This window comes from Providencia huaxiensis (assembly GCF_002843235.3).
GTDB classification, from domain to species: Bacteria; Pseudomonadota; Gammaproteobacteria; order Enterobacterales; family Enterobacteriaceae; genus Providencia; species Providencia huaxiensis.
In genome coordinates this window covers 2,718,057-2,736,342 of the sequence record NZ_CP031123.2, presented here as the reverse complement: position 1 = coordinate 2,736,342, position 18,286 = coordinate 2,718,057, and the positions used below count along the sequence as shown (strand labels likewise).

The window sequence follows — 18,286 nt, the reverse complement described above, 5'->3', positions numbered from 1 at the left end:
TAATAAGCAACATCAGAACTGTATAGGAGCAAAAATGACAAAAATTAAAGCAGCAATAGTGGGCTACGGTAACATTGGTCGCTATGCACTAGAAGCTGTTCTGGCCGCTGAAGATTTTGAGTTAGTCGGGGTAGTTCGTCGTAATACACAAGATATTCCTGCAGAACTTTCAGCCTACAAAGTGGTTGATGATATTGAAAAATTAGGAAAAGTTGATGTTGCGCTACTCTGTTCACCTACGCGTGCAATCGGCCCATTAGCAGCAAAAATTTTAAGTTTGGGAATTAATACGGTTGATAGCTTTGACGTACATTCGGATATTGTGGCTTTAAAACGTAGCTTAGATGATATCGCGAAGCAGCATAATAGCGTGGCGGTTGTTTCTGCCGGATGGGATCCCGGTTCTGATTCGATTATGCGTACATTGATGTTAGCAATGGCACCAAAAGGGGTAACTTATACGAATTTTGGTCCGGGGATGAGTATGGGGCACAGTGTGGCCGCTAAGGCTATCAATGGCGTAAAAGATGCACTTTCTGTCACAATTCCATTAGGAACAGGGGTTCATCGTCGTATGGTTTATGTTGAATTAGACGGTGGCGCTAAGTTCGATGAAGTGGCTCAAGCGATTAAAGCAGACAGCTACTTTTCTTCTGATGAAACACATATTCGTCAGGTGGATAGCATTGATGCACTAAAAGATGTTGGGCACGGTGTGCACATGACTCATAAAGGCGTTTCAGGGGCAACACATAACCAGTTGTTCGAATATTCAATGCGTATTAATAACCCTGCACTGACGTCTCAATTTATGGTTTCTGCCGCACGAGCGACGATGAAACAAGCCGCAGGCGCCTATACTGTGATTGAAATTCCACCGGTAAATTTCTTACAAGGTGACTTAGATACGCTGATCGCCAAACTGGTTTAATTTCCATTTAGTCTATCTGTGGCATGGCGTTTCTACGTTCATGCCATCTTGTCGATATTTTTTACACTTTATCCTATCTCGAGTCTATCATTCAGACTTTAGCCACTGTTTATTTTTTGTATTATCAAGTAGCTTATTAATAAAGTGGTATTGATGGCATGGAGTGAGGTAATGGTAAAGCCACCAAGGAGTGGGAAAGATAAAAGCCAAGGTTTTTTCCCAAAACAATCTTCAGTAAAAAGTGTGAAGGAGAATTCGCACTCTTTCAGTATTCTTCGTGCTTTTTCTAAAATAATAAACTACGGTTTTTCATTATTTTATGTTGGTTTTATTTTATCGGTATGGTTTTTTCCTGAATACTATACGGTAGAAATTATTTATAACCTAACATTGATCCTGATTTTTGAATTTATTTTAGTTCACTCGGGCGTCTTTATGGCGGTATTTCGTGATTGGAGAATATTAACGTTATTTGCTCTTTTCTATGGTCTTTTTGCACTGGCCATTAATATGTCAGTATTAGGTGATTCCCCATTAATTTTATATTTATACAGTGCCACTGTTGCAAATCGAATGCTTTTTGGTTTAACCAGCCGAACAGAGCAAGAACGTTCAGAAAATATGGGCTATTCAGCATTAATGGCACTTAATTTTATGTTCTGTATTTTCTCAGTGTTAATTTTATCTTTCCTCGTGCCTTATGGCGGGTTAACGCCTGAATATTTAAGGTCTATTGGCTATTATTCGAGTATCTCTAGCGGTGGTGAATTCCCAGATAAACCCCATGTGGCTTTTGCCTTTGGCGTGCTCTACTTTGGTATGCCTGTATTTATGGCTTGCTTAATGCATTTTTTATGCAAAGGGCATTCTATTTACCAGGAAAAAGGGAAATAACTTTGTGGCTAGAAAGATAAAAAAAAGGAAAACTCCTCGCAAAAATACGTCGACTATAGGGACGAACAAAAAAAATTATTTTCTTGAATCAGAAGAACCGCAAGGAATAATGGGGACGTTGCCAACATTGGTTGAGCACGGGCTCACTATTTTTTATATTGTATTTTTGTTGTCACTTTGGTTTTCACCTCAATGGTCTGGGGTGGCTGTTATTTACAACATGGTATTGATTTTATTATTTGAATTTATTTTGATTCATATGAGCACCATGATGGCTGTTGTGGCGAAAGGTTTTTTCTTTATTGTGATTGCCGCGATTTTAGGTGGCGTTGCGTATATTTTTCATACCACACAAATTAACTCCTCTGCGATCCTCTATATTTATGCCGCAACATTAATTAATCGTATTATTATTGGACGAAAACAGGCTAATGATATGAATAGCCATTTTAATGCTTTTGATGAAGGCATTGCCAAATTACGTCATTATGTCGCGTGTTTTATTATTATCATGCTGCTTGGTCGTTATTTACCGCAAGGTGGGTTAACGGAACAGTATTTGGAGCAAAATAACTATTATGGCATGCTCAAGATGACTGGAGCGACAGAAAACCCATTAATGGTTATCCAATTTGGGGTTTTATATTATTCGACATCATTACTCTGGGTGTTATGGCGCTATTTAAACCCAGCTAAAAAATAAAAAAAACGCCTACCGAAGTAGGCGCCTGGTGTTGGCAAAACATAAAGTAAAAAAACTAACGTGTAATTGATTTAAATTTTTGTGTGGTGGCAGTTAATGCTACTTCTGTTGGTAAACGCTCCATTGAGCTGGCACCATAGAAACCATGGCAATCAGGGCAGTTGGCTAAAATGTATTCAGCATCTTCAGGGGTGGCTATCGGGCCACCGTGGCACAGAACAATCACATCTTCGCGTATTGCTTTTGCCGCTTTTGCCCATTCATTGATTAGTGGAACGCAATCCCTGAGCGTCAGTGCGGTTTCAGCTCCAATATTTCCCCCGGTCGTTAACCCCATATGTGGCACAATAATGTCAGCCCCGGCTTTAGTCATTGCAATTGCATCTTCAGCACTAAAAACGTAAGGCGTCGTGAGTAAATCTTTCTCATGAGCGAGGAGGATCATCTCAACTTCTAACCCATAGCCCATTCCTGTTTCTTCTAAATTGGCGCGGAAGTTACCATCAATTAGCCCTACGGTAGGGAAATTTTGTACCCCTGCGAAGCCTGTTGCTTTGATGTCATCGAGGAATTTATCGAATTGGCAGAATGGGTCTGTTCCATTCACACCGGCAAGGACAGGAGTATGTTTCACTACGGGCAAAACTTCTTTTGCCATATCCATAACGATTTCATTTGCATTGCCATAGGCTAATAAGCCTGCAAGTGAACCTCTACCTGCCATGCGATAACGGCCTGAGTTATAGATAACGATTAAATCGATACCGCCCGCTTCTTCACACTTAGCTGATAGCCCTGTTCCTGCGCCACCACCGATGATTGGTTCTCCCCGAGCAATCATGTCTCTAAATTTTTTTAATAAATCTGCGCGGTTATGTTTCATAGTTAACCTCTATTATTTGTTCAAAATTTCCTGGTGAAGCTGAATAACCTGGTCACAAAACTCGGAGGAGTTAATATGATAAGGACTCAAAATAAGCTGTCTTTTCTCTGTTATGATTAGATTTTCGGTTAAAGCATCAATGAAGGCTTGGTCTGCGATAGGATCCCAAAATGGAGCACCGTCAATATCTAATGCCGAAAACCCTGCTGTTGGAATAATAAAGCGCACTTCACCGTGACAACGATTTAATTTTTCTGCAATCCAACGACCCATTTGTTGGTTTTCTTCTTTGGTCGTTCTCATTAAAGTGACTTGAGCATTGTGGTGATAAAACAAGCGATCTTGGCAGTGTTCGGGCACGCTGGAAGGACGGCCGAAATTCACCATATCCAAGGCTCCACAAGACATCACACAAGGGGTCTGAGTACGCTCAATAGCACCGAAACGGTCTTCATCACAAGCCAATACGCCACCAAATAAGTGGTCACACACTTCGGTGGTTGTAATGTCTAAAACTGAATGCAGTAATTGGCTATCAATCAGTTTTTCCATGGCTTTACCACCACTGCCTGTCGCATGGAAAACTAGACAGTCATATTGCGCCTCTAACTGTGTTGTAAGTTGTTGTACGCATGGGGTCGTTACCCCGAACATGGTGAGTGCAATTGCTGGTTTTAAGTCATGCGGTTGTTCTTCGTCATCAAACCAAACAGCTCCTGCGATTTGATTGGCTGCATTTTTTAATACTTTGCGAGAAATGATATTCAAACCTGATACATCAGTGACGGAATACATCATTGAAATATCACTCGCACCGATATAACCAGAAATGTCCCCTGAAGCCATAGTGGAAACCATTAATTTTGGAATACCCACAGGCAATACTTGCATGGCCGGTGTGATGAGAGCTGTTCCTCCTGACCCGCCTAAGCCAAGAATAGCGGCAATATCTGTTTGTGCGGCAAGATAAAGGCTGAAAGCATGTGCCATGGCTTCAATGGCTTTACCACGGTCACCGCAGAAAACGGCTTCAGTGCCGAGCGGATGAAAACTTGCAACGGTATGTGCGCTGATATCTGCGTTTTTTTCTAATTGCGTTGGCTGTGTTGTCAGGTCAACGGTACGTACCGCTAATCCGGCGTTTTTGATTAATTCACTGACATAAAATAGTTCAGCACTTTTAGTGTCAAGCGTCGTTACAACATAAATAAAACCCGGATGTTTTTTCATAGAACAACCCTTTCAGAGTAAAACGAGCGTTGAATTTTTCATCATAATGAGACCATGGTATCATTTGGTTTAGTTTTAAAATGAGACCGCAGTCTCATTTTTTGTTTTATTGTGAAAGACATTGGTTGCTAGTATTCATATCCTATTGATAAAATGTAATAAATACTTATTAATAATCTTGAATTACTTCGAATACATGTAGAAGATTAAAAGATTTAAATGTGATTGTTATGATTTTTGCTATTATCGTTGAAATCACCTCCATAGATAAATCTTTTCAAATTATCAATTAAGTATATTTACCTGTTTACACTTATGTGTTTTCATTAACGCTAACTGGCCTTATAGTAAGTGACAGTATTTTAAGGATAAATTAATGTCTAAAACTCACTCACTCTCAGAATACAAAGGGACACGAAAACGGACCTATGTATTATTGGTTACGACAGCTTTAGATTTATTTGAAAAAGGGGCGATGCCTTCTGTTTCTGAATTGGCAGTTGAGGCGGGAGTTTCTCGTGCGACAGCATATCGTTATTTTCCGACACAAGCCGATTTAATTACCGCAACGGTTAATGAAAGTTTAGGTCCTATTTTAACTTGGCGGCCACAAAGTGAGCAAACCGAAGAGCGTATTGGCGAGCTATTAACCTATGCTTTTCCACGTATGTTTGAACATGAAGGTGTTTTGCGCGCCGCGCTGCAAGTATCACTACAGCAATGGGCACAGGGGCGAGCTGCTCCACAAAATATTAAAGATAAGCCTCTAGAACGCGGAAATCGTAAAGAAATTCTTGCGATGGTGACATCGCCAATGAAATCAGAATATCCGCAAGAAATTATAGACAGAGTCATTCGAGCCTTTTCTGTTATTTATGGTTCCGAAATATTTTTAGTATTAAAAGATATTTGGAAAATGGATGATGCTCAAGTAACAGAATTAGCCCAATGGATGTCCAAAGCGATTATGAATCAAGCTCGCGCTGATAATATAAAATGAAGAAAACAGTTAAAGTAAAAAATAGTTTTGTTACTACGCTATGTTAATTTGTGTTAGAGAGATATTTTCAGACTAAGTTAAAATAACTAGATCAAAACCTAATAAATGAATAAATACTGGTAGATGTCACTAAGGGGATAAATAATTAAAAACTAAAGCCATATGGCTTAAATAATGTGATATAAATTAGGGCTATAAAAAGACTTAATGGTTAATACCATATGATGAAATTATTAAAAATGATAGGTGGAATTTCCATCTGTGCTTTAATCGGTGGTGGGCTTACTTATCTTGGAATTCCCCTTGCATTGATGTTTGGCCCGATCATTGCGATTATCATTTTTCATCGTTTTGGTATTTCGTTCGCAATTCCTAAACATACCATTACCTTTGTTCAAGTCACACTGGGAACCTCTGTCGGCTTGATGTTCAATCAAGTATCTCTTAATGAAGCAGACAATTTATTTCTTTTACTATTAATGCTAGTTGTCTGTTTGGCCGTGCAATTTTCGTTCAGCTTTTTTTGGTTTTACCGAAAAGTCGGTTGGACAAAACAAGAGGCAATGCTAGGCTCTGTCCCCGGTGCGATGGCTGCAATTCTCGCATTAACTGACCATACCCATACACCACCCCAAAAAATTGTTATTTCCCATACAATTCGCTTAATTATTCTTATTTTATTAGCAGGTATTGTTGTTGGTAGTGATGGTGATCCGCAACCGATAATCGAATTTCCAGAACTCACATTAGTTTCAACGGGATGGCTACTACTTATTATTGTTGTTGGTGTTATTTCAGGGATAATTTTACAGCGTTTAAGAGTCCCTGCGCCTTTTATGTTAACGTCATTAGCAGCGGCAACACTCATTCAAGGTTGGGTTGATATCCCATTGAATTTCCCACTGATGTTGACTGAACTCAGTATGGTATTGATCGGGATGAATATTGGTAACCATTTCATTGTTTTTCCACTTTCATCGTTGATTAAAAATATATACTCTTCAGCCCAAGTTGTGGTGGTAAATATCGTGCTGACTTTTCTTATCACGGTATTTGCATCTTGGATGACAGGCTATGATATTTCAGTATTATTATTAGCTTGGGCGCCGGGGAGTATGGAAGCAATGACATTCGCAGCAATTACCATGAATTTAGATGCGGGCTTTGTGATGTCAAATCATATTATCAGAATGGTGATTATTCAAAGTATTCCATCGATAGCCCTGTTTTGGCAAGAACGAAGGCAAAAAAGGAATAATAATTTAGAGTAAAGAAAGAAAACATGCAGACTATATTTGGGCATGTTTTCTTGATGGGCTTTATCCTCCGCTTATTTTACGTAAGCAAAAAGGCCTAGCGAATCGCGAGCAAGGGACTGACATTTAAACTCGGTGGTAAGTGGTATTCCTTTTAGGTCACTATAACTTTCTTTGTTAAGAGCGGTCATTTTTTCCGCATTATAGTTACTAAGATCCCATTTGTTGCTTTTAGCAAAGTAAACGATAGCACGTTCAATTTCTCTATCAGGGATTTGTGAATACCCACAATCATATTTTAGATAAATAAAAACGGCCGTAAGATCAGCAAGATCTTCAGCTTCGTTGGTAGAAAGAGCTCTGGCAGAATTGGTTATCCCTAACAGAGTCATTAAGCATGACATCAATATAAATTTGCGCATTCGTTATTCTATCTGTTTTCTATGTCAAGTTACGTTAGCATAAGAATAGAATTGTTAGTCAACTATATTTTTCTTAAATCCATGTAATAAACCCACATTTATAGAGTGGCTTTATTGACCTTCCTGTAAGGGGAGGCTTTATCATACCTTCATTAAACCATGTTTTGCTTCGAAAGTGTAATTTGCCATAAATTACCCCTCTGATGATTATTAATTTGATAAATAAAAGGAAGGTTATCAATGCTACGTCGCGATTTTTTGAAATTAAGTGCTATCACATATGCTGCAAGTGCGCTGCCTATTTGGAGCCGCATCGCGGTCGCAGCGGGAAACTACCCTGAACTGGCAATCCCTCCGCTAGTTGAGCCAGATGCACAAGGCAATATTCAGCTAGCTATCCAACAAGGTATTTCGCAGTTTATTCCAGGAAAGAAAACAACGACATGGGGTTATAACGGAAATTTATTGGGCCCTGCGATTAGCTTAAAGAATGGGCAAAGCGTTAATATCAATATTGTGAATCAATTGGCTGAAGATACAACCGTTCACTGGCATGGCTTAGAAATTTCAGGTGAACAAGATGGTGGGCCTCAAGCGATAATTCAGCCGGGAGCAAGCCGTAAAGTGAATTTTACGGTAAACCAAAGTGAAGCGACATGTTGGTTTCATCCACATACTCATGGAAAAACGGGTTATCAAGTCGCAATGGGCTTAGCTGGTCTTGTATTAATTAAAGATGAAGACAGCACAAAGCACGGCTTACCAAGTGATTGGGGCGTTGATGATATTCCTGTCATTTTGCAGGACAAACGCTTAAAAGATGATGGTCAAATTGACTACCAGCTTGATGTGATGAGCGCGGCAGTGGGGTGGTTCGGAGACATCATGTTGACGAACGGAGCTGTTTACCCTAAACATGTTGCCCCAAAAGGTTGGCTACGCTTAAGGTTATTAAATGGCTGCAATGCGAGAAGTTTAAACATTTCCACCAGTGATGGACGTAAAATGTATGTCGTTGCGAGTGATGGTGGTTTACTAGCCGAGCCAGTTGTCGTAACAGAATTACCTATCTTGATGGGAGAGCGCTTTGAAGTCTTAATTGATGCCTCCGATGGTCGCGCATTCGATTTGGTTACGCTACCCGTCGGGCAAATGGGCATGACGATCGCACCATTTGACCAGCCTTTGCCTGTATTGCGTATCGAAACAACGTTGACGAAGGGAGAAGGTGACTTACCATCAACACTTGCAGCAATGTCTGCTATTCCTTCTCTTGCTGGCTTAAACCGTCGTCGTTTCCACTTAATGATGGATATGCGTTTGGACATGCAAGGCATGATGATGTTACGTGAAAAATATGGTGACCAGGCCATGGGTAACATGGGCGGCCATGGTGCAATGATGGGCAATATGAACCACGGTAACATGAATGCAGGCAATATGAACCATGGAAATATGAACCATGGAAATATGAATGGCAAAATGGGAAGTGGCGGCCACTGTGGTTCAGGTTCTGATGGTTTAGATATTCATAACGCGAATACCATTAATGGACAGGTTTTTTCAATGACTCATCCTGCATTCAATGCTCCTATGAATCAACAAGAAATATGGGTCGTTTCAGGGCGTGGCGATATGATGTTGCACCCATTCCACGTTCATGGAACACGTTTTCGTATCCTAAAAGAAAATGGCCAAGCCGTAGAGCCTCATCGCCAAGGTTGGAAAGATATTGTTAAAGTGGAAGGGCAGGTGAGTGAAATTTTAGTCGAATTTAAACACCCTGCAACTCAACAACATCCTTATATGGCTCACTGCCATCTCTTAGAGCATGAAGATACCGGAATGATGTTGGGCTTCACTGTAAGTTAACAGCCACATTTATTTTCAGATAAAATGCAGTGTGAAATTTTAGCACTGCATTTTCCTTTATTAGTATATGCGTGCTGCCTATGTTAAAATTACGTGCTTTCCATTCCCATAGATGCGTAATAGACGATGAAACATACCCTTGAAGTAATGATCTCTGAAGAAGAGATTGCTCAACGAATCAGTGAATTAGCCGATAAAATTAGCGCTCATTATCAAACACTTGATGGTGAATTAGTCCTTGTTGGTTTGCTGAAAGGTTCATTTATTTTTATGGCTGATTTATGTCGTAAGATTGATGTCCCTCATGAAGTCGATTTTATGACCGTTTCAAGCTACGGTAATGCGATGACATCAAGCCGTGATGTTAAAATTGTCAAAGACTTGGACGAAGATATCCGTGATAAACACGTATTAATCGTTGAAGATATTATCGACTCTGGCAATACCTTAAATAAAGTTCGTGAAATTTTCGAATTACGCGGCCCTAAATCTGTTGCTATTTGTACATTGCTGGATAAACCTTCACGCCGAGAAGTACAGGTTCCTGTTGAATGGATTGGTTATTCGATTGAAGACAAATTTGTGGTGGGTTACGGTATTGACTACGCTCAGCAATATCGTCATCTGCCTTATATTGGGCACGTAACGTTATTAGAAGATTAGATCTTCTGAATAAAACGACCAAAAAAGGACAGCATTGCTGTCCTTTTTTGTTGTGCATAGAAGCTCTTATGTCTAAGAGCTTCGAATTAATAATTTAATTTATTTTTTTTGAGTTAATGTTGAAATAGCTTCACGGTAACATAACTCAAGTTTTTCTCGGCTGTCAGCAGTAATATGTAAGTCGTGTAACCGGCCATTATTAATCCCATATACCCAACCGTGGATCATCACTTTCTGGCCTCGTTTCCATGCAGATTGCATGATGGTTGAATGCCCTAAATTATAAACTTGCTCAACGACATTTAATTCACATAAACGGTTAAGACGCTCGCAAGGTTTTAGCTCACCTAACATAGAGCTATGTCTGTACCAAATATCTCTTATGTGTAATAGCCAGTTATTAATTAAGCCAAGTTCGGTGTTATCAACCGCTGCTTCAATACCACCGCAGCCGTAGTGGCCACAAATAATGATGTGCTCAACTTGTAAGACATCAACGGCATATTGAATGACTGATAAACAGTTTAGGTCAGTGTGAATAACTAAGTTGGCAACATTACGGTGCACAAAAAGGTCGCCAGGTGCCGCGTTAATTAATTTTTCTGCAGGTACTCGGCTGTCAGAGCAGCCTATCCATAAGAATCTCGGCTTTTGCGCTTTTGATAATTCTTTGAAGAATTCGGGATCTTGTTCATTGACTGATGCTGACCATGCTTCATTGTTAGCAAACAGCTCTTCGATTTTTCTCATCATGACTTATAGCCTAGTTGTGTTACTTTGCGATAAAATCTTATACAACATTTATTGATTAATTAATAATTAGTTATACTAATTTCAACATCCTTATGATGAACCTGTCTTTTAGTCAAGACAACCCTAAATTCATAACGTATTGAATTATATTGTATAAACTAATTATCTCTTTTCTGCATAACATAGTGCAGAAAAAAGTGGCATCATGGTGATATATTGCCTTCAAATCGTCCTAAGAATAAAGGTTTTTTTTACATATGACATATGCACTTGAGTTATCGCAATTAACCAAAACCTACCCAGGTGGTGTAAAAGCCCTGAAAGGGATTGACCTGAGCGTTGAAGACGGTGACTTTTACGCATTGTTGGGGCCAAATGGCGCGGGTAAATCAACCACGATCGGGATCATTAGCTCGCTGGTGAATAAAACGAGTGGTTCTGTAAAAGTATTTGGTTATGATTTAGAAAAGCAAGTTGTGCAAGCAAAGCAGCAACTTGGATTAGTGCCTCAAGAGTTTAATTTCAACCCATTTGAAACGGTATTACAAATCGTTCTTAACCAAGCCGGTTATTATGGGGTCACGCGCTCTGTTGCTGTACAACGTGCAGAGCAGTACCTGACCCAACTTGATTTATGGGAAAAGCGTGATGAGCGGGCTCGTAATTTGTCCGGTGGTATGAAACGCCGCTTAATGATAGCCCGTGCGTTGATGCACCAACCAAAGCTATTAATTTTGGATGAACCCACCGCAGGTGTTGATATTGAACTTCGCCGTTCAATGTGGACATTCTTAAAGAATCTTAACGCTCAGGGAACGACAATCATTTTAACCACTCACTATTTGGAAGAAGCTGAAATGTTATGCCGTAATATTGGTATTATTCAACACGGTGAATTAGTTGAAAATACAAGTATGAAGCAATTACTGAGTCAATTAGAATCAGAAACCTTTATTTTTGATTTAATGCCAAAAAGTCCGATCCCTCAATTATTAGGGTATGAATCACGTTTGATAGACACCTCAACACTTGAGGTAGATGTCAAAAGAGAGCAAGGTCTAAATAGTGTTTTTAGTCAATTCAGTGAGCAAGGTGTTCAGATTTTAAGTATGCGAAATAAAGCAAATCGGTTAGAAGAGTTATTTGTTAACTTAGTCAAAAGAGAAAGTAATGCAACCGAGAAGGAGATTGCAAGATGATCTCACTATATTGGGTCGCATTAAAAACCATTTGGATAAAAGAAGTCACGCGGTTTGGCCGTATTTGGATACAAACATTATTACCACCTGTGATCACCATGTCGCTCTATTTTGTGATTTTTGGTAACTTAATTGGTTCAAGAATTGGTGATATGGGCGGTGTGGATTATATGCAGTTTATCGTCCCCGGGCTGATCATGATGGCGGTGATCACTAATTCATATTCAAATGTTTGTTCTTCTTTCTTTGGCTCTAAATTTCAGAAAAATATTGAAGAATTACTCGTTGCCCCTGTTCCGACGCATATTATTATCGCAGGTTTTGTTGGTGGTGGTGTTGCTAGAGGGATTTTAGTCGGCTTTCTCGTCACATTGGTATCGTTATTTTTTATTCCATTGCAAGTCCATTCATGGGCAATGGTAGTCATAACGTTATTACTAACCGCAATTGTGTTTTCCCTTGCTGGTTTATTAAATGCCATCTTCGCTAAGACATTTGATGATATTAGTATTGTTCCTACCTTTGTATTAACACCATTAACGTATTTAGGCGGTGTGTTTTATTCGTTGTCACTGCTCCCCCCGTTTTGGCAAGCCGTCTCTAAACTGAACCCAATTGTGTATATGATCAGCGGCTTTCGTTATGGCTTTCTGGGAATAGCTGATGTTTCTATCGCGATTACATTAGGCGTCTTAATGATTTTTTTAGTCGTCTTTTATGCATTAACATGGTTCCTAATTGAGCAGGGTCGAGGCCTCAGAAGCTAAGTTTTAGGGATGAAATTGTGTTAAAAAAACGGCTTTTGATACTGAATGTAATCAAAAGCCGTTTTTTATTGAAATGTATATAAATGGTGTTATTAATCAATTTATTGGGTAAGCAAAGACCCAAATTATGCCACTTGGACTGGAACCGCTTTTGCTAGGCGACTCATTTTATTATTTTCATCAAAGTAAGCTACTTTTGGTTTATGTAAGCGAGCGTCTTCATCTTCTATTTGCACATAAGAGCAAATAATCAGTTTATCACCAACCGCAGCGCGGCGTGCAGCAGCACCATTAACCGAAATAATTTTTGAACCACGTTCGCCCGAAATTGCATAAGTTGAAAAACGTTCACCGTTATCAACGTTGTAAATATCAATGGCTTCGTATTCAATGATCCCAGCGGCATCCATGAAGTCCTGATCTATTGCACATGAGCCCTCGTAGTGTAGGTCTGCTTGTGTAACAGTGACTCGGTGGAGTTTGCCTTGTAACATTCTTCTTAACATTTTTTCTTCCTCATTTGGCTCACAGCGTTGTTGGTGGCGCTCACTCACCCTAGTCACATACTTATGTATGCTCCTAGGGACTCGTTTACTTGCCGCCTAGCTGTGAGCCAAATGAGTTTGAAAAAATAAAAGCCATTCGGAACACAGCGTTGTTGGTGGCGCTCACTCACCCTAGTCACATATTTATGTATGCTCCTAGGGACTCGTTTACTTACCGCCTAGCTGTGAACCAAATGAGTTTGAAAAAATAAAAGCCATTCGGAACACAGACATTGAATTAACGCTATAAACACTGTAATTGCAGTGTGTTATTTCATTTTTATAATTGATTTATTTTTATGCAATATCGCGTTGCAGGTCAACTTGTAAATTGTCAATAAGACGCGTTTGACCTAACCATGCAGCCATTAAAATAACCGCACGTTTACTCGGCTCACCAAGTGGTAATAATGTATCTGCATCGCGAATAAATAGCTCATCAGGGGTAAAACCGGCTTCACGTAAGCTATTATTCATCTCTTCGATAATAACCTCAGATGCGTTAGGCTCAGCGACTAATTTTTCACCCGCTTGTTGCATAATTTGATACAGTTTAGGCGCTGTTTTTAGCTCTTCCGCTGACAAATTGTTGTTGCGTGAACTCAATGCTAAGCCATTTTTGGCTCTAACCGTTGGGACACTAACAATTTGAGTATCAAATGATAAGTCAGCGACTAATTTGCGAATTAATTGCAACTGTTGGTAATCTTTTTCACCAAACAAAGCAATATCGGGCTGTACTAAGTTGAACAGCTTAGTGATAACCGTTGCGACACCTCTAAAATGACCGGGACGGCTTGCGCCTTCTAACATCGTCGATAACTCGGGAACGTCAACAAAAGTCTGTTTTTCCATCCCTTCTGGATAGAATTCTTGCGGGGAAGGGGCAAAAACTAAATTGATATCACGACGCTTTAATTTTTCGCAATCTTCTTGCAAAGTCCGTGGGTAATTGGCTAAATCAGATTGCCTATCAAATTGCATTGGGTTTACGAATACACTGGCAATCACAATATCAGCTTGTTTTTTCGCTTGGTCAATGAGTGTTAAGTGACCATCGTGTAAATTACCCATCGTAGGGACAAGTGCAATACGTTTACCTTCTTGTTTCCAGCGGCGAATTTCACGGCGTAAGATAAGTGCCGTTTCAACGATAAGCATACGTGAGTTCCTTATAATTACTGGCATCAATTAAGAAAAAGAATGTGCTTCACTTGGGTAAATGCCATCTTCCACTTCTTGGATATACATACGAATAGCATCATGAAGGTTGCCTGCTTGAGCTAAAAAGTTTTTAGCAAATTTAGGCGCTCGAGCGGTAATACCCAGTGCATCATGCATAACAAGGATTTGTCCATCAGTTCCATTTCCTGCGCCAATACCAATCACCGGTAATAGCAACTCTTCAGAAACATGGCTCGCTAATGCGGTTGGAACACATTCGAGAACCAATAATTGGATACCTGCATTTTCTAGTGCAATCGCATCTTTGAGTAATTGATTTGCCGTGACCTCATCGCGTCCTTGGACTTTATAGCCGCCAAGAACGTTGACGGCTTGTGGTGTTAAACCGAGATGACCACACACAGGAACAGAGCGTTCTCCTAGCATTCTTACGGTATCACATAACCAACTGCCACCCTCAATTTTCACCATGTTTGCACCGGCTTGCATCAAAATTGCTGCATTAGCACAAGCTTGTTCTGGTGTGGCGTAACTCATAAATGGCATATCTGCAATAATGAAGGCGTTTGGTGCACCTTTGCGAACGCATCGGGTGTGGTAAGCAATTTGCTCGACAGTAACTGGTAAAGTAGATGATTCACCTTGGATTGTCATTCCCAGTGAGTCTCCAACGAGCATCACTTGAATACCTTGCTCATAAAATAATTGAGCAAAGCTTGCGTCATAGGCAGTCATAGTTGCAAATTTGTGTTTGTCTTTTTTAAACTGACATAAATCAGCCAGAGAAATTGGTTTCATTATAATAACCTCCGGAAATGATCTCCCTGCGACCATACCTCATAAGAGGTTGAACATTTTAGGCTGGAATATCCCAAAATGTTAGGCCATTTCGAGGGACTTGTGTGAGTCTTTCTGAAAGCTTTTCGCCATCAGGAAAAACAAGGGAAGGGGCGATTTCACTAAGCGGATACAACATAAACTCACGCTCTTTTAGCCCATAATGTGGAACAATTAACCGTTCAGTATTGATAATACGGTTACCAAAAAGCATGATATCGAGGTCAAGAGTTCGTGGACCCCAACGTTCCTCTTTGCGAACACGACCAAGCTCAAGCTCGATTTTTTGTGTGTGGTTGAGGAGTATTTCTGGCTCAAGACTTGTTTCGAGTAGTACAGCCAGATTCAGAAAATCTGGCTGGTTTTGTGGACCTAGTGGTTTAGTTCGGTACACAGAAGAGGTAGAAACAACACGGCTATTGGGAATCGCATCTAATGCTGCAATAGCTTGTTGTGCCTGTAATAGCGGCTCACCAAGGTTACTTCCTACAGCAATATAGACTTGTTCCATTGTATTCTCTCTATCAATTATGACTTATTCGACCGGCGTGCACCTGTTCCACCTTGTGATGAACGTGGGCGATGGCGACGGCGAGTGGGTGCGTTGCCTAATTCCGAAATCATTTCACGCTGTTTGGTATTATTCGCTTGTTGAAAATCAGCCCACCATAATGCTAACTCTTGTAGCTCGTTGCGGTGCTCAACATTGGCCCTTAATTCTAATAAATCAAACGCGGCACGGAATTTCGGGTGCTCCATTAATTTATTGGCACGACGACCTTGGCGACGAGGTAAACGTAACTGCAGCAACCAAATATCACGCATCGTGGTTGTAATACGTTTTGGGATCGCAATCGAACGGCACTGTTCGTCTAAAATATCATTCATCGCAAGGGCAAAGGCATCATAATAGGCTAGCCCGCCTTCTTGAGAGAGCTTTTCAGCATGCTCTGTAACTGGGTACCATAACATAGCCGCAAATAAAAAAGCAGGGTTAACACGCTTATCATTTTTTAGTCGGAAGTCAGTATTTTTAAGGACTTGCTCAATGATTTTTTCCATTGGCGAATCACTGTTATCCGTAAAGCGGCTTGCGACAACAGGGAAAAGCTGCTCAAACAAACCATATTTTTTGAGCATTTTATAGGTATCGTAACCTTGGCCTGCTTGTAGTAATTTGAGTGACTCTTCAAATAACCGAGCAGATGGAATTTCTCTCAATAAATGAGCAAGTTGGTAAATTGGCTCTGCAGTTTTTGGTTCGATGCTCATATTTAATTTGCAGGCGAAACGTACCGCTCTTAGCATTCTGACTGGGTCTTCACGATAGCGTGTTTCTGGGTCACCAATTAGACGAATAACACCAGCTTTGAGGTCAGTTAAGCCATTAACGTAGTCACGTAATGTGAAGTCTTCAATATTGTAATATAGGCTGTTAACGGTGAAGTCCCGACGGATCGCATCTTCCTCAATGGAACCAAAGATGTTATCGCGTAACAACATGCCATTTTGTGCTTGTGCAGATAAGTTTTTGTCATCTGATGCACTTTGGTCATGGTGGCCACGGAAAGTTGCAACTTCAATAATTTCGGGGCCAAACATAATGTGTGCTAGGCGGAAACGGCGACCAACTAGACGGCAATTACGAAATAATTTGCGGATCTGTTCTGGTGTTGCGTTTGTCGTAATATCGAAGTCTTTAGGTTTTTGGCCTAAAAGCAAATCACGCACACCCCCACCCACTAAATAGGCTTCAAAGCCACTTTTATTTAAGCGATACAGCACTTTTAACGCATTATCACTGATATCACTGCGTGAAATAGGGTGTTCGGAACGCGGGATAACAGTAATGTTTTCTTCGTTTACGGTTGTCATTGTAGGGCGCTTCTCAGGTGTTGAATCGGCACGTTGAGATTGACGAACCGTTTTTCTAATAGGGGTTGTTTTATGGGGTTGAACGGTGTTCTGCTCTTTAGATGCGGTTTGCGCATGAGCAGAATGAGTGACTGGCCTTTTACCGGCTGCCTGACTATCTCGCGAAGGATCACGATGTTTTACTACATCTTCAGGAGATGCATCTGTATTGCGAGATAAAATATTACGGCAGAAATTTGCTACTCGGTTAAAAATAGTACACCTCGATGTCATTACCAATATTCATTAAACAAAATAAGCGGCTAATCATAGCTCACAGAAGTTTCTTTGAGAATGGTTAAACGAATAAAAGTCGTCTCTAATTATAAACGTTACCAATAAAATTTACGCAAAATAATAGCGCAAAAAGCTTTCTTGCTATAGGTGTATAGGGTTAGAAGCCTTATTTTAAGCGTTTTTCTGTTATTAGATTATCGTTCAAATTCACACTATGGGGTTAAAAGATAGCATAAGCTATTTCCGTAAAAAATTACGCGAAAGTAAATATTTATCTTATTTAAAGGAACATGATAGGACGTTATCGCCAGCCAATTGGCAAAAAGATGCGAGAAGGATAGATTTTACGTGATAGCTAACGCAAGAAATAGGCTCTGAGCGGAACATAACAGAATGTGGAGTTCCCTTGTAACGGCGCAGTAATATGCGCCGTTCAGGACTCCATACAGACACTAGCCAGCCATTTGCTTTTCGCGAATTTCAGCTAATGTTTTACAGTCGATACATAAATCAGCGGTAGGACGGGCTTCCAAACGACGGATACCAATTTCTACACCACATGATTCACAATAGCCAAAGTCGTCATCTTCAACTTTTTTCAGCGTTTTTTCGATTTTCTTAATCAGTTTACGTTCACGGTCCCGGTTACGTAATTCAAGGCTGAATTCTTCTTCCTGAGCGGCTCTATCAACGGGGTCTGGAAAGTTAGCTGCCTCATCTTGCATATGAGTAACAGTCCGGTCCACTTCATCTCTGAGTTGATTGCGCCATGCTTCGAGAATGAGCTTAAAATGCGCCAACTGGGCCTCGTTCATATACTCTTCGCCAGCTTTTTCATGATAGGGTTCAACCCCAGCAATGGCGAGAATGCTTAAGGACGATGTCTTACGTTTTTGCCCTTCTTGCATAATGCTTCTCCTACACACGCAAATTTTACAAAAACCCCAAGGGGGAAAAATTAAGGTCGCTATAAATAGCAGAAGACTGCTCTCTTG

General features: G+C 40.3%; 19 protein-coding genes. 9 read left to right on the top strand and 10 right to left on the bottom strand.

What is annotated here, in order from left to right; genetic code table 11:
• Positions 1 to 34 precede the first annotated feature (34 nt).
• From CYG50_RS14260 to CYG50_RS14250, 3 genes are all read left to right on the top strand, one after another.
• A complete protein-coding gene (locus tag CYG50_RS14260) occupies positions 35 to 931 on the top strand; it encodes a diaminopimelate dehydrogenase (protein WP_102139433.1) in 897 nt (298 codons plus the stop codon).
• A 171-nt stretch (positions 932 to 1,102) separates the two neighbouring features.
• Positions 1,103 to 1,825 carry a hypothetical protein gene (locus tag CYG50_RS14255; RefSeq protein WP_102139432.1) on the top strand — a complete coding sequence of 241 codons (723 nt, stop codon included), beginning with the start codon at positions 1,103 to 1,105 and terminating at the stop codon, positions 1,823 to 1,825.
• A 4-nt stretch (positions 1,826 to 1,829) separates the two neighbouring features.
• Positions 1,830 to 2,528, top strand: a complete 699-nt coding sequence (locus CYG50_RS14250) for a hypothetical protein (protein ID WP_148241602.1) — start codon at positions 1,830 to 1,832, stop codon at positions 2,526 to 2,528.
• Between the two features lie 55 nt (positions 2,529 to 2,583).
• Here the strand turns inward: CYG50_RS14250 and CYG50_RS14245 are convergent, their stop codons facing one another.
• Both CYG50_RS14245 and CYG50_RS14240 read right to left on the bottom strand, forming a co-directional pair.
• Positions 2,584 to 3,411, bottom strand: coding sequence for a phosphoenolpyruvate hydrolase family protein (locus tag CYG50_RS14245; protein ID WP_102139430.1), 828 nt, complete (start codon positions 3,409 to 3,411; stop codon positions 2,584 to 2,586).
• Between the two features lie 12 nt (positions 3,412 to 3,423).
• Positions 3,424 to 4,641 (bottom strand): Tm-1-like ATP-binding domain-containing protein, encoded by a 1,218-nt coding sequence (locus CYG50_RS14240; protein WP_102139429.1) that lies wholly within the window; start codon positions 4,639 to 4,641, stop codon positions 3,424 to 3,426.
• A 376-nt stretch (positions 4,642 to 5,017) separates the two neighbouring features.
• Between CYG50_RS14240 and CYG50_RS14235 the strand changes: the two genes are divergently transcribed.
• Positions 5,018 to 5,641: a TetR/AcrR family transcriptional regulator gene (locus CYG50_RS14235; RefSeq protein WP_102139428.1), complete on the top strand. Its 624-nt coding sequence runs from the start codon at positions 5,018 to 5,020 to the stop codon at positions 5,639 to 5,641.
• A gap of 221 nt (positions 5,642 to 5,862) precedes the next feature.
• Positions 5,863 to 6,912, top strand: a complete 1,050-nt coding sequence (locus CYG50_RS14230) for an AbrB family protein (protein ID WP_102139427.1) — start codon at positions 5,863 to 5,865, stop codon at positions 6,910 to 6,912.
• A gap of 59 nt (positions 6,913 to 6,971) precedes the next feature.
• Here the strand turns inward: CYG50_RS14230 and CYG50_RS14225 are convergent, their stop codons facing one another.
• A complete protein-coding gene (locus tag CYG50_RS14225) occupies positions 6,972 to 7,319 on the bottom strand; it encodes a YacC family pilotin-like protein (RefSeq protein ID WP_102139426.1) in 348 nt (115 codons plus the stop codon).
• Between the two features lie 240 nt (positions 7,320 to 7,559).
• On the opposite strand from CYG50_RS14225, the gene cueO reads away from it, so the two are divergent.
• Together cueO and hpt are read left to right on the top strand one after the other, a co-directional pair.
• Positions 7,560 to 9,191, top strand: a complete 1,632-nt coding sequence (gene cueO / locus CYG50_RS14220; protein ID WP_102139425.1) for a multicopper oxidase CueO — start codon at positions 7,560 to 7,562, stop codon at positions 9,189 to 9,191.
• A 126-nt stretch (positions 9,192 to 9,317) separates the two neighbouring features.
• Positions 9,318 to 9,854 carry a hypoxanthine phosphoribosyltransferase gene (hpt, locus tag CYG50_RS14215; protein WP_102139424.1) on the top strand — a complete coding sequence of 179 codons (537 nt, stop codon included), beginning with the start codon at positions 9,318 to 9,320 and terminating at the stop codon, positions 9,852 to 9,854.
• A gap of 99 nt (positions 9,855 to 9,953) precedes the next feature.
• Here hpt and can read toward each other — a convergent pair whose 3' ends face one another.
• On the bottom strand, positions 9,954 to 10,607 hold the full coding sequence (gene can, locus CYG50_RS14210) for a carbonate dehydratase (RefSeq protein ID WP_102139423.1): 654 nt from the start codon (positions 10,605 to 10,607) through the stop codon (positions 9,954 to 9,956).
• A gap of 257 nt (positions 10,608 to 10,864) precedes the next feature.
• Here can and CYG50_RS14205 point away from each other — a divergent pair, with 257 nt between their 5' ends.
• Together CYG50_RS14205 and CYG50_RS14200 are read left to right on the top strand one after the other, a co-directional pair.
• On the top strand, positions 10,865 to 11,806 hold the full coding sequence (locus CYG50_RS14205; protein ID WP_004913716.1) for an ABC transporter ATP-binding protein: 942 nt from the start codon (positions 10,865 to 10,867) through the stop codon (positions 11,804 to 11,806).
• Positions 11,803 to 12,573: an ABC transporter permease gene (locus CYG50_RS14200; RefSeq protein WP_004913713.1), complete on the top strand. Its 771-nt coding sequence runs from the start codon at positions 11,803 to 11,805 to the stop codon at positions 12,571 to 12,573. The genes CYG50_RS14205 and CYG50_RS14200 overlap by 4 nt, the downstream gene beginning before the upstream one ends.
• Before the next feature lie 125 nt (positions 12,574 to 12,698).
• Here CYG50_RS14200 and panD read toward each other — a convergent pair whose 3' ends face one another.
• From panD to dksA, 6 genes are all read right to left on the bottom strand, one after another.
• Positions 12,699 to 13,079: an aspartate 1-decarboxylase gene (panD, locus tag CYG50_RS14195; protein WP_102139422.1), complete on the bottom strand. Its 381-nt coding sequence runs from the start codon at positions 13,077 to 13,079 to the stop codon at positions 12,699 to 12,701.
• A gap of 336 nt (positions 13,080 to 13,415) precedes the next feature.
• Complete coding sequence (panC, locus tag CYG50_RS14190) at positions 13,416 to 14,279, bottom strand: pantoate--beta-alanine ligase (protein ID WP_102139421.1); 864 nt, start codon at positions 14,277 to 14,279, stop codon at positions 13,416 to 13,418.
• A gap of 30 nt (positions 14,280 to 14,309) precedes the next feature.
• Positions 14,310 to 15,101, bottom strand: a complete 792-nt coding sequence (gene panB / locus CYG50_RS14185) for a 3-methyl-2-oxobutanoate hydroxymethyltransferase (protein WP_102139420.1) — start codon at positions 15,099 to 15,101, stop codon at positions 14,310 to 14,312.
• Positions 15,102 to 15,159: 58 nt separating this feature from the next.
• Positions 15,160 to 15,651 carry a 2-amino-4-hydroxy-6-hydroxymethyldihydropteridine diphosphokinase gene (gene folK, locus CYG50_RS14180; RefSeq protein ID WP_102139419.1) on the bottom strand — a complete coding sequence of 164 codons (492 nt, stop codon included), beginning with the start codon at positions 15,649 to 15,651 and terminating at the stop codon, positions 15,160 to 15,162.
• A gap of 17 nt (positions 15,652 to 15,668) precedes the next feature.
• On the bottom strand, positions 15,669 to 17,015 hold the full coding sequence (gene pcnB / locus CYG50_RS14175; protein ID WP_206276241.1) for a polynucleotide adenylyltransferase PcnB: 1,347 nt from the start codon (positions 17,013 to 17,015) through the stop codon (positions 15,669 to 15,671).
• Positions 17,016 to 17,743: 728 nt separating this feature from the next.
• The gene (gene dksA, locus CYG50_RS14170) at positions 17,744 to 18,199 is read right to left on the bottom strand and encodes an RNA polymerase-binding protein DksA (RefSeq protein WP_004260494.1); all 456 of its coding nucleotides are present in this window, start codon (positions 18,197 to 18,199) and stop codon (positions 17,744 to 17,746) included.
• Positions 18,200 to 18,286: the final 87 nt, after the last annotated feature.

What these genes read in the sequence shown, in the direction of transcription:
- CYG50_RS14230 (WP_102139427.1), top strand. Translation starts at nt 5,863, where the DNA reads ATGATGAAATTATTAAAAATGATAGGTGGAATTTCCATCTGTGCTTTA.
- panC (WP_102139421.1), bottom strand. Translation starts at nt 14,279, where the DNA reads ATGCTTATCGTTGAAACGGCACTTATCTTACGCCGTGAAATTCGCCGC.
- hpt (WP_102139424.1), top strand. Translation starts at nt 9,318, where the DNA reads ATGAAACATACCCTTGAAGTAATGATCTCTGAAGAAGAGATTGCTCAA.
- can (WP_102139423.1), bottom strand. Translation starts at nt 10,607, where the DNA reads ATGATGAGAAAAATCGAAGAGCTGTTTGCTAACAATGAAGCATGGTCA.
- CYG50_RS14225 (WP_102139426.1), bottom strand. Translation starts at nt 7,319, where the DNA reads ATGCGCAAATTTATATTGATGTCATGCTTAATGACTCTGTTAGGGATA.
- CYG50_RS14200 (WP_004913713.1), top strand. Translation starts at nt 11,803, where the DNA reads ATGATCTCACTATATTGGGTCGCATTAAAAACCATTTGGATAAAAGAA.
- CYG50_RS14235 (WP_102139428.1), top strand. Translation starts at nt 5,018, where the DNA reads ATGTCTAAAACTCACTCACTCTCAGAATACAAAGGGACACGAAAACGG.
- panB (WP_102139420.1), bottom strand. Translation starts at nt 15,101, where the DNA reads ATGAAACCAATTTCTCTGGCTGATTTATGTCAGTTTAAAAAAGACAAA.
- CYG50_RS14205 (WP_004913716.1), top strand. Translation starts at nt 10,865, where the DNA reads ATGACATATGCACTTGAGTTATCGCAATTAACCAAAACCTACCCAGGT.
- pcnB (WP_206276241.1), bottom strand. Translation starts at nt 17,015, where the DNA reads ATGACAACCGTAAACGAAGAAAACATTACTGTTATCCCGCGTTCCGAA.
- CYG50_RS14245 (WP_102139430.1), bottom strand. Translation starts at nt 3,411, where the DNA reads ATGAAACATAACCGCGCAGATTTATTAAAAAAATTTAGAGACATGATT.
- folK (WP_102139419.1), bottom strand. Translation starts at nt 15,651, where the DNA reads ATGGAACAAGTCTATATTGCTGTAGGAAGTAACCTTGGTGAGCCGCTA.
- panD (WP_102139422.1), bottom strand. Translation starts at nt 13,079, where the DNA reads ATGTTAAGAAGAATGTTACAAGGCAAACTCCACCGAGTCACTGTTACA.
- CYG50_RS14240 (WP_102139429.1), bottom strand. Translation starts at nt 4,641, where the DNA reads ATGAAAAAACATCCGGGTTTTATTTATGTTGTAACGACGCTTGACACT.
- CYG50_RS14255 (WP_102139432.1), top strand. Translation starts at nt 1,103, where the DNA reads ATGGTAAAGCCACCAAGGAGTGGGAAAGATAAAAGCCAAGGTTTTTTC.
- cueO (WP_102139425.1), top strand. Translation starts at nt 7,560, where the DNA reads ATGCTACGTCGCGATTTTTTGAAATTAAGTGCTATCACATATGCTGCA.
- CYG50_RS14260 (WP_102139433.1), top strand. Translation starts at nt 35, where the DNA reads ATGACAAAAATTAAAGCAGCAATAGTGGGCTACGGTAACATTGGTCGC.
- dksA (WP_004260494.1), bottom strand. Translation starts at nt 18,199, where the DNA reads ATGCAAGAAGGGCAAAAACGTAAGACATCGTCCTTAAGCATTCTCGCC.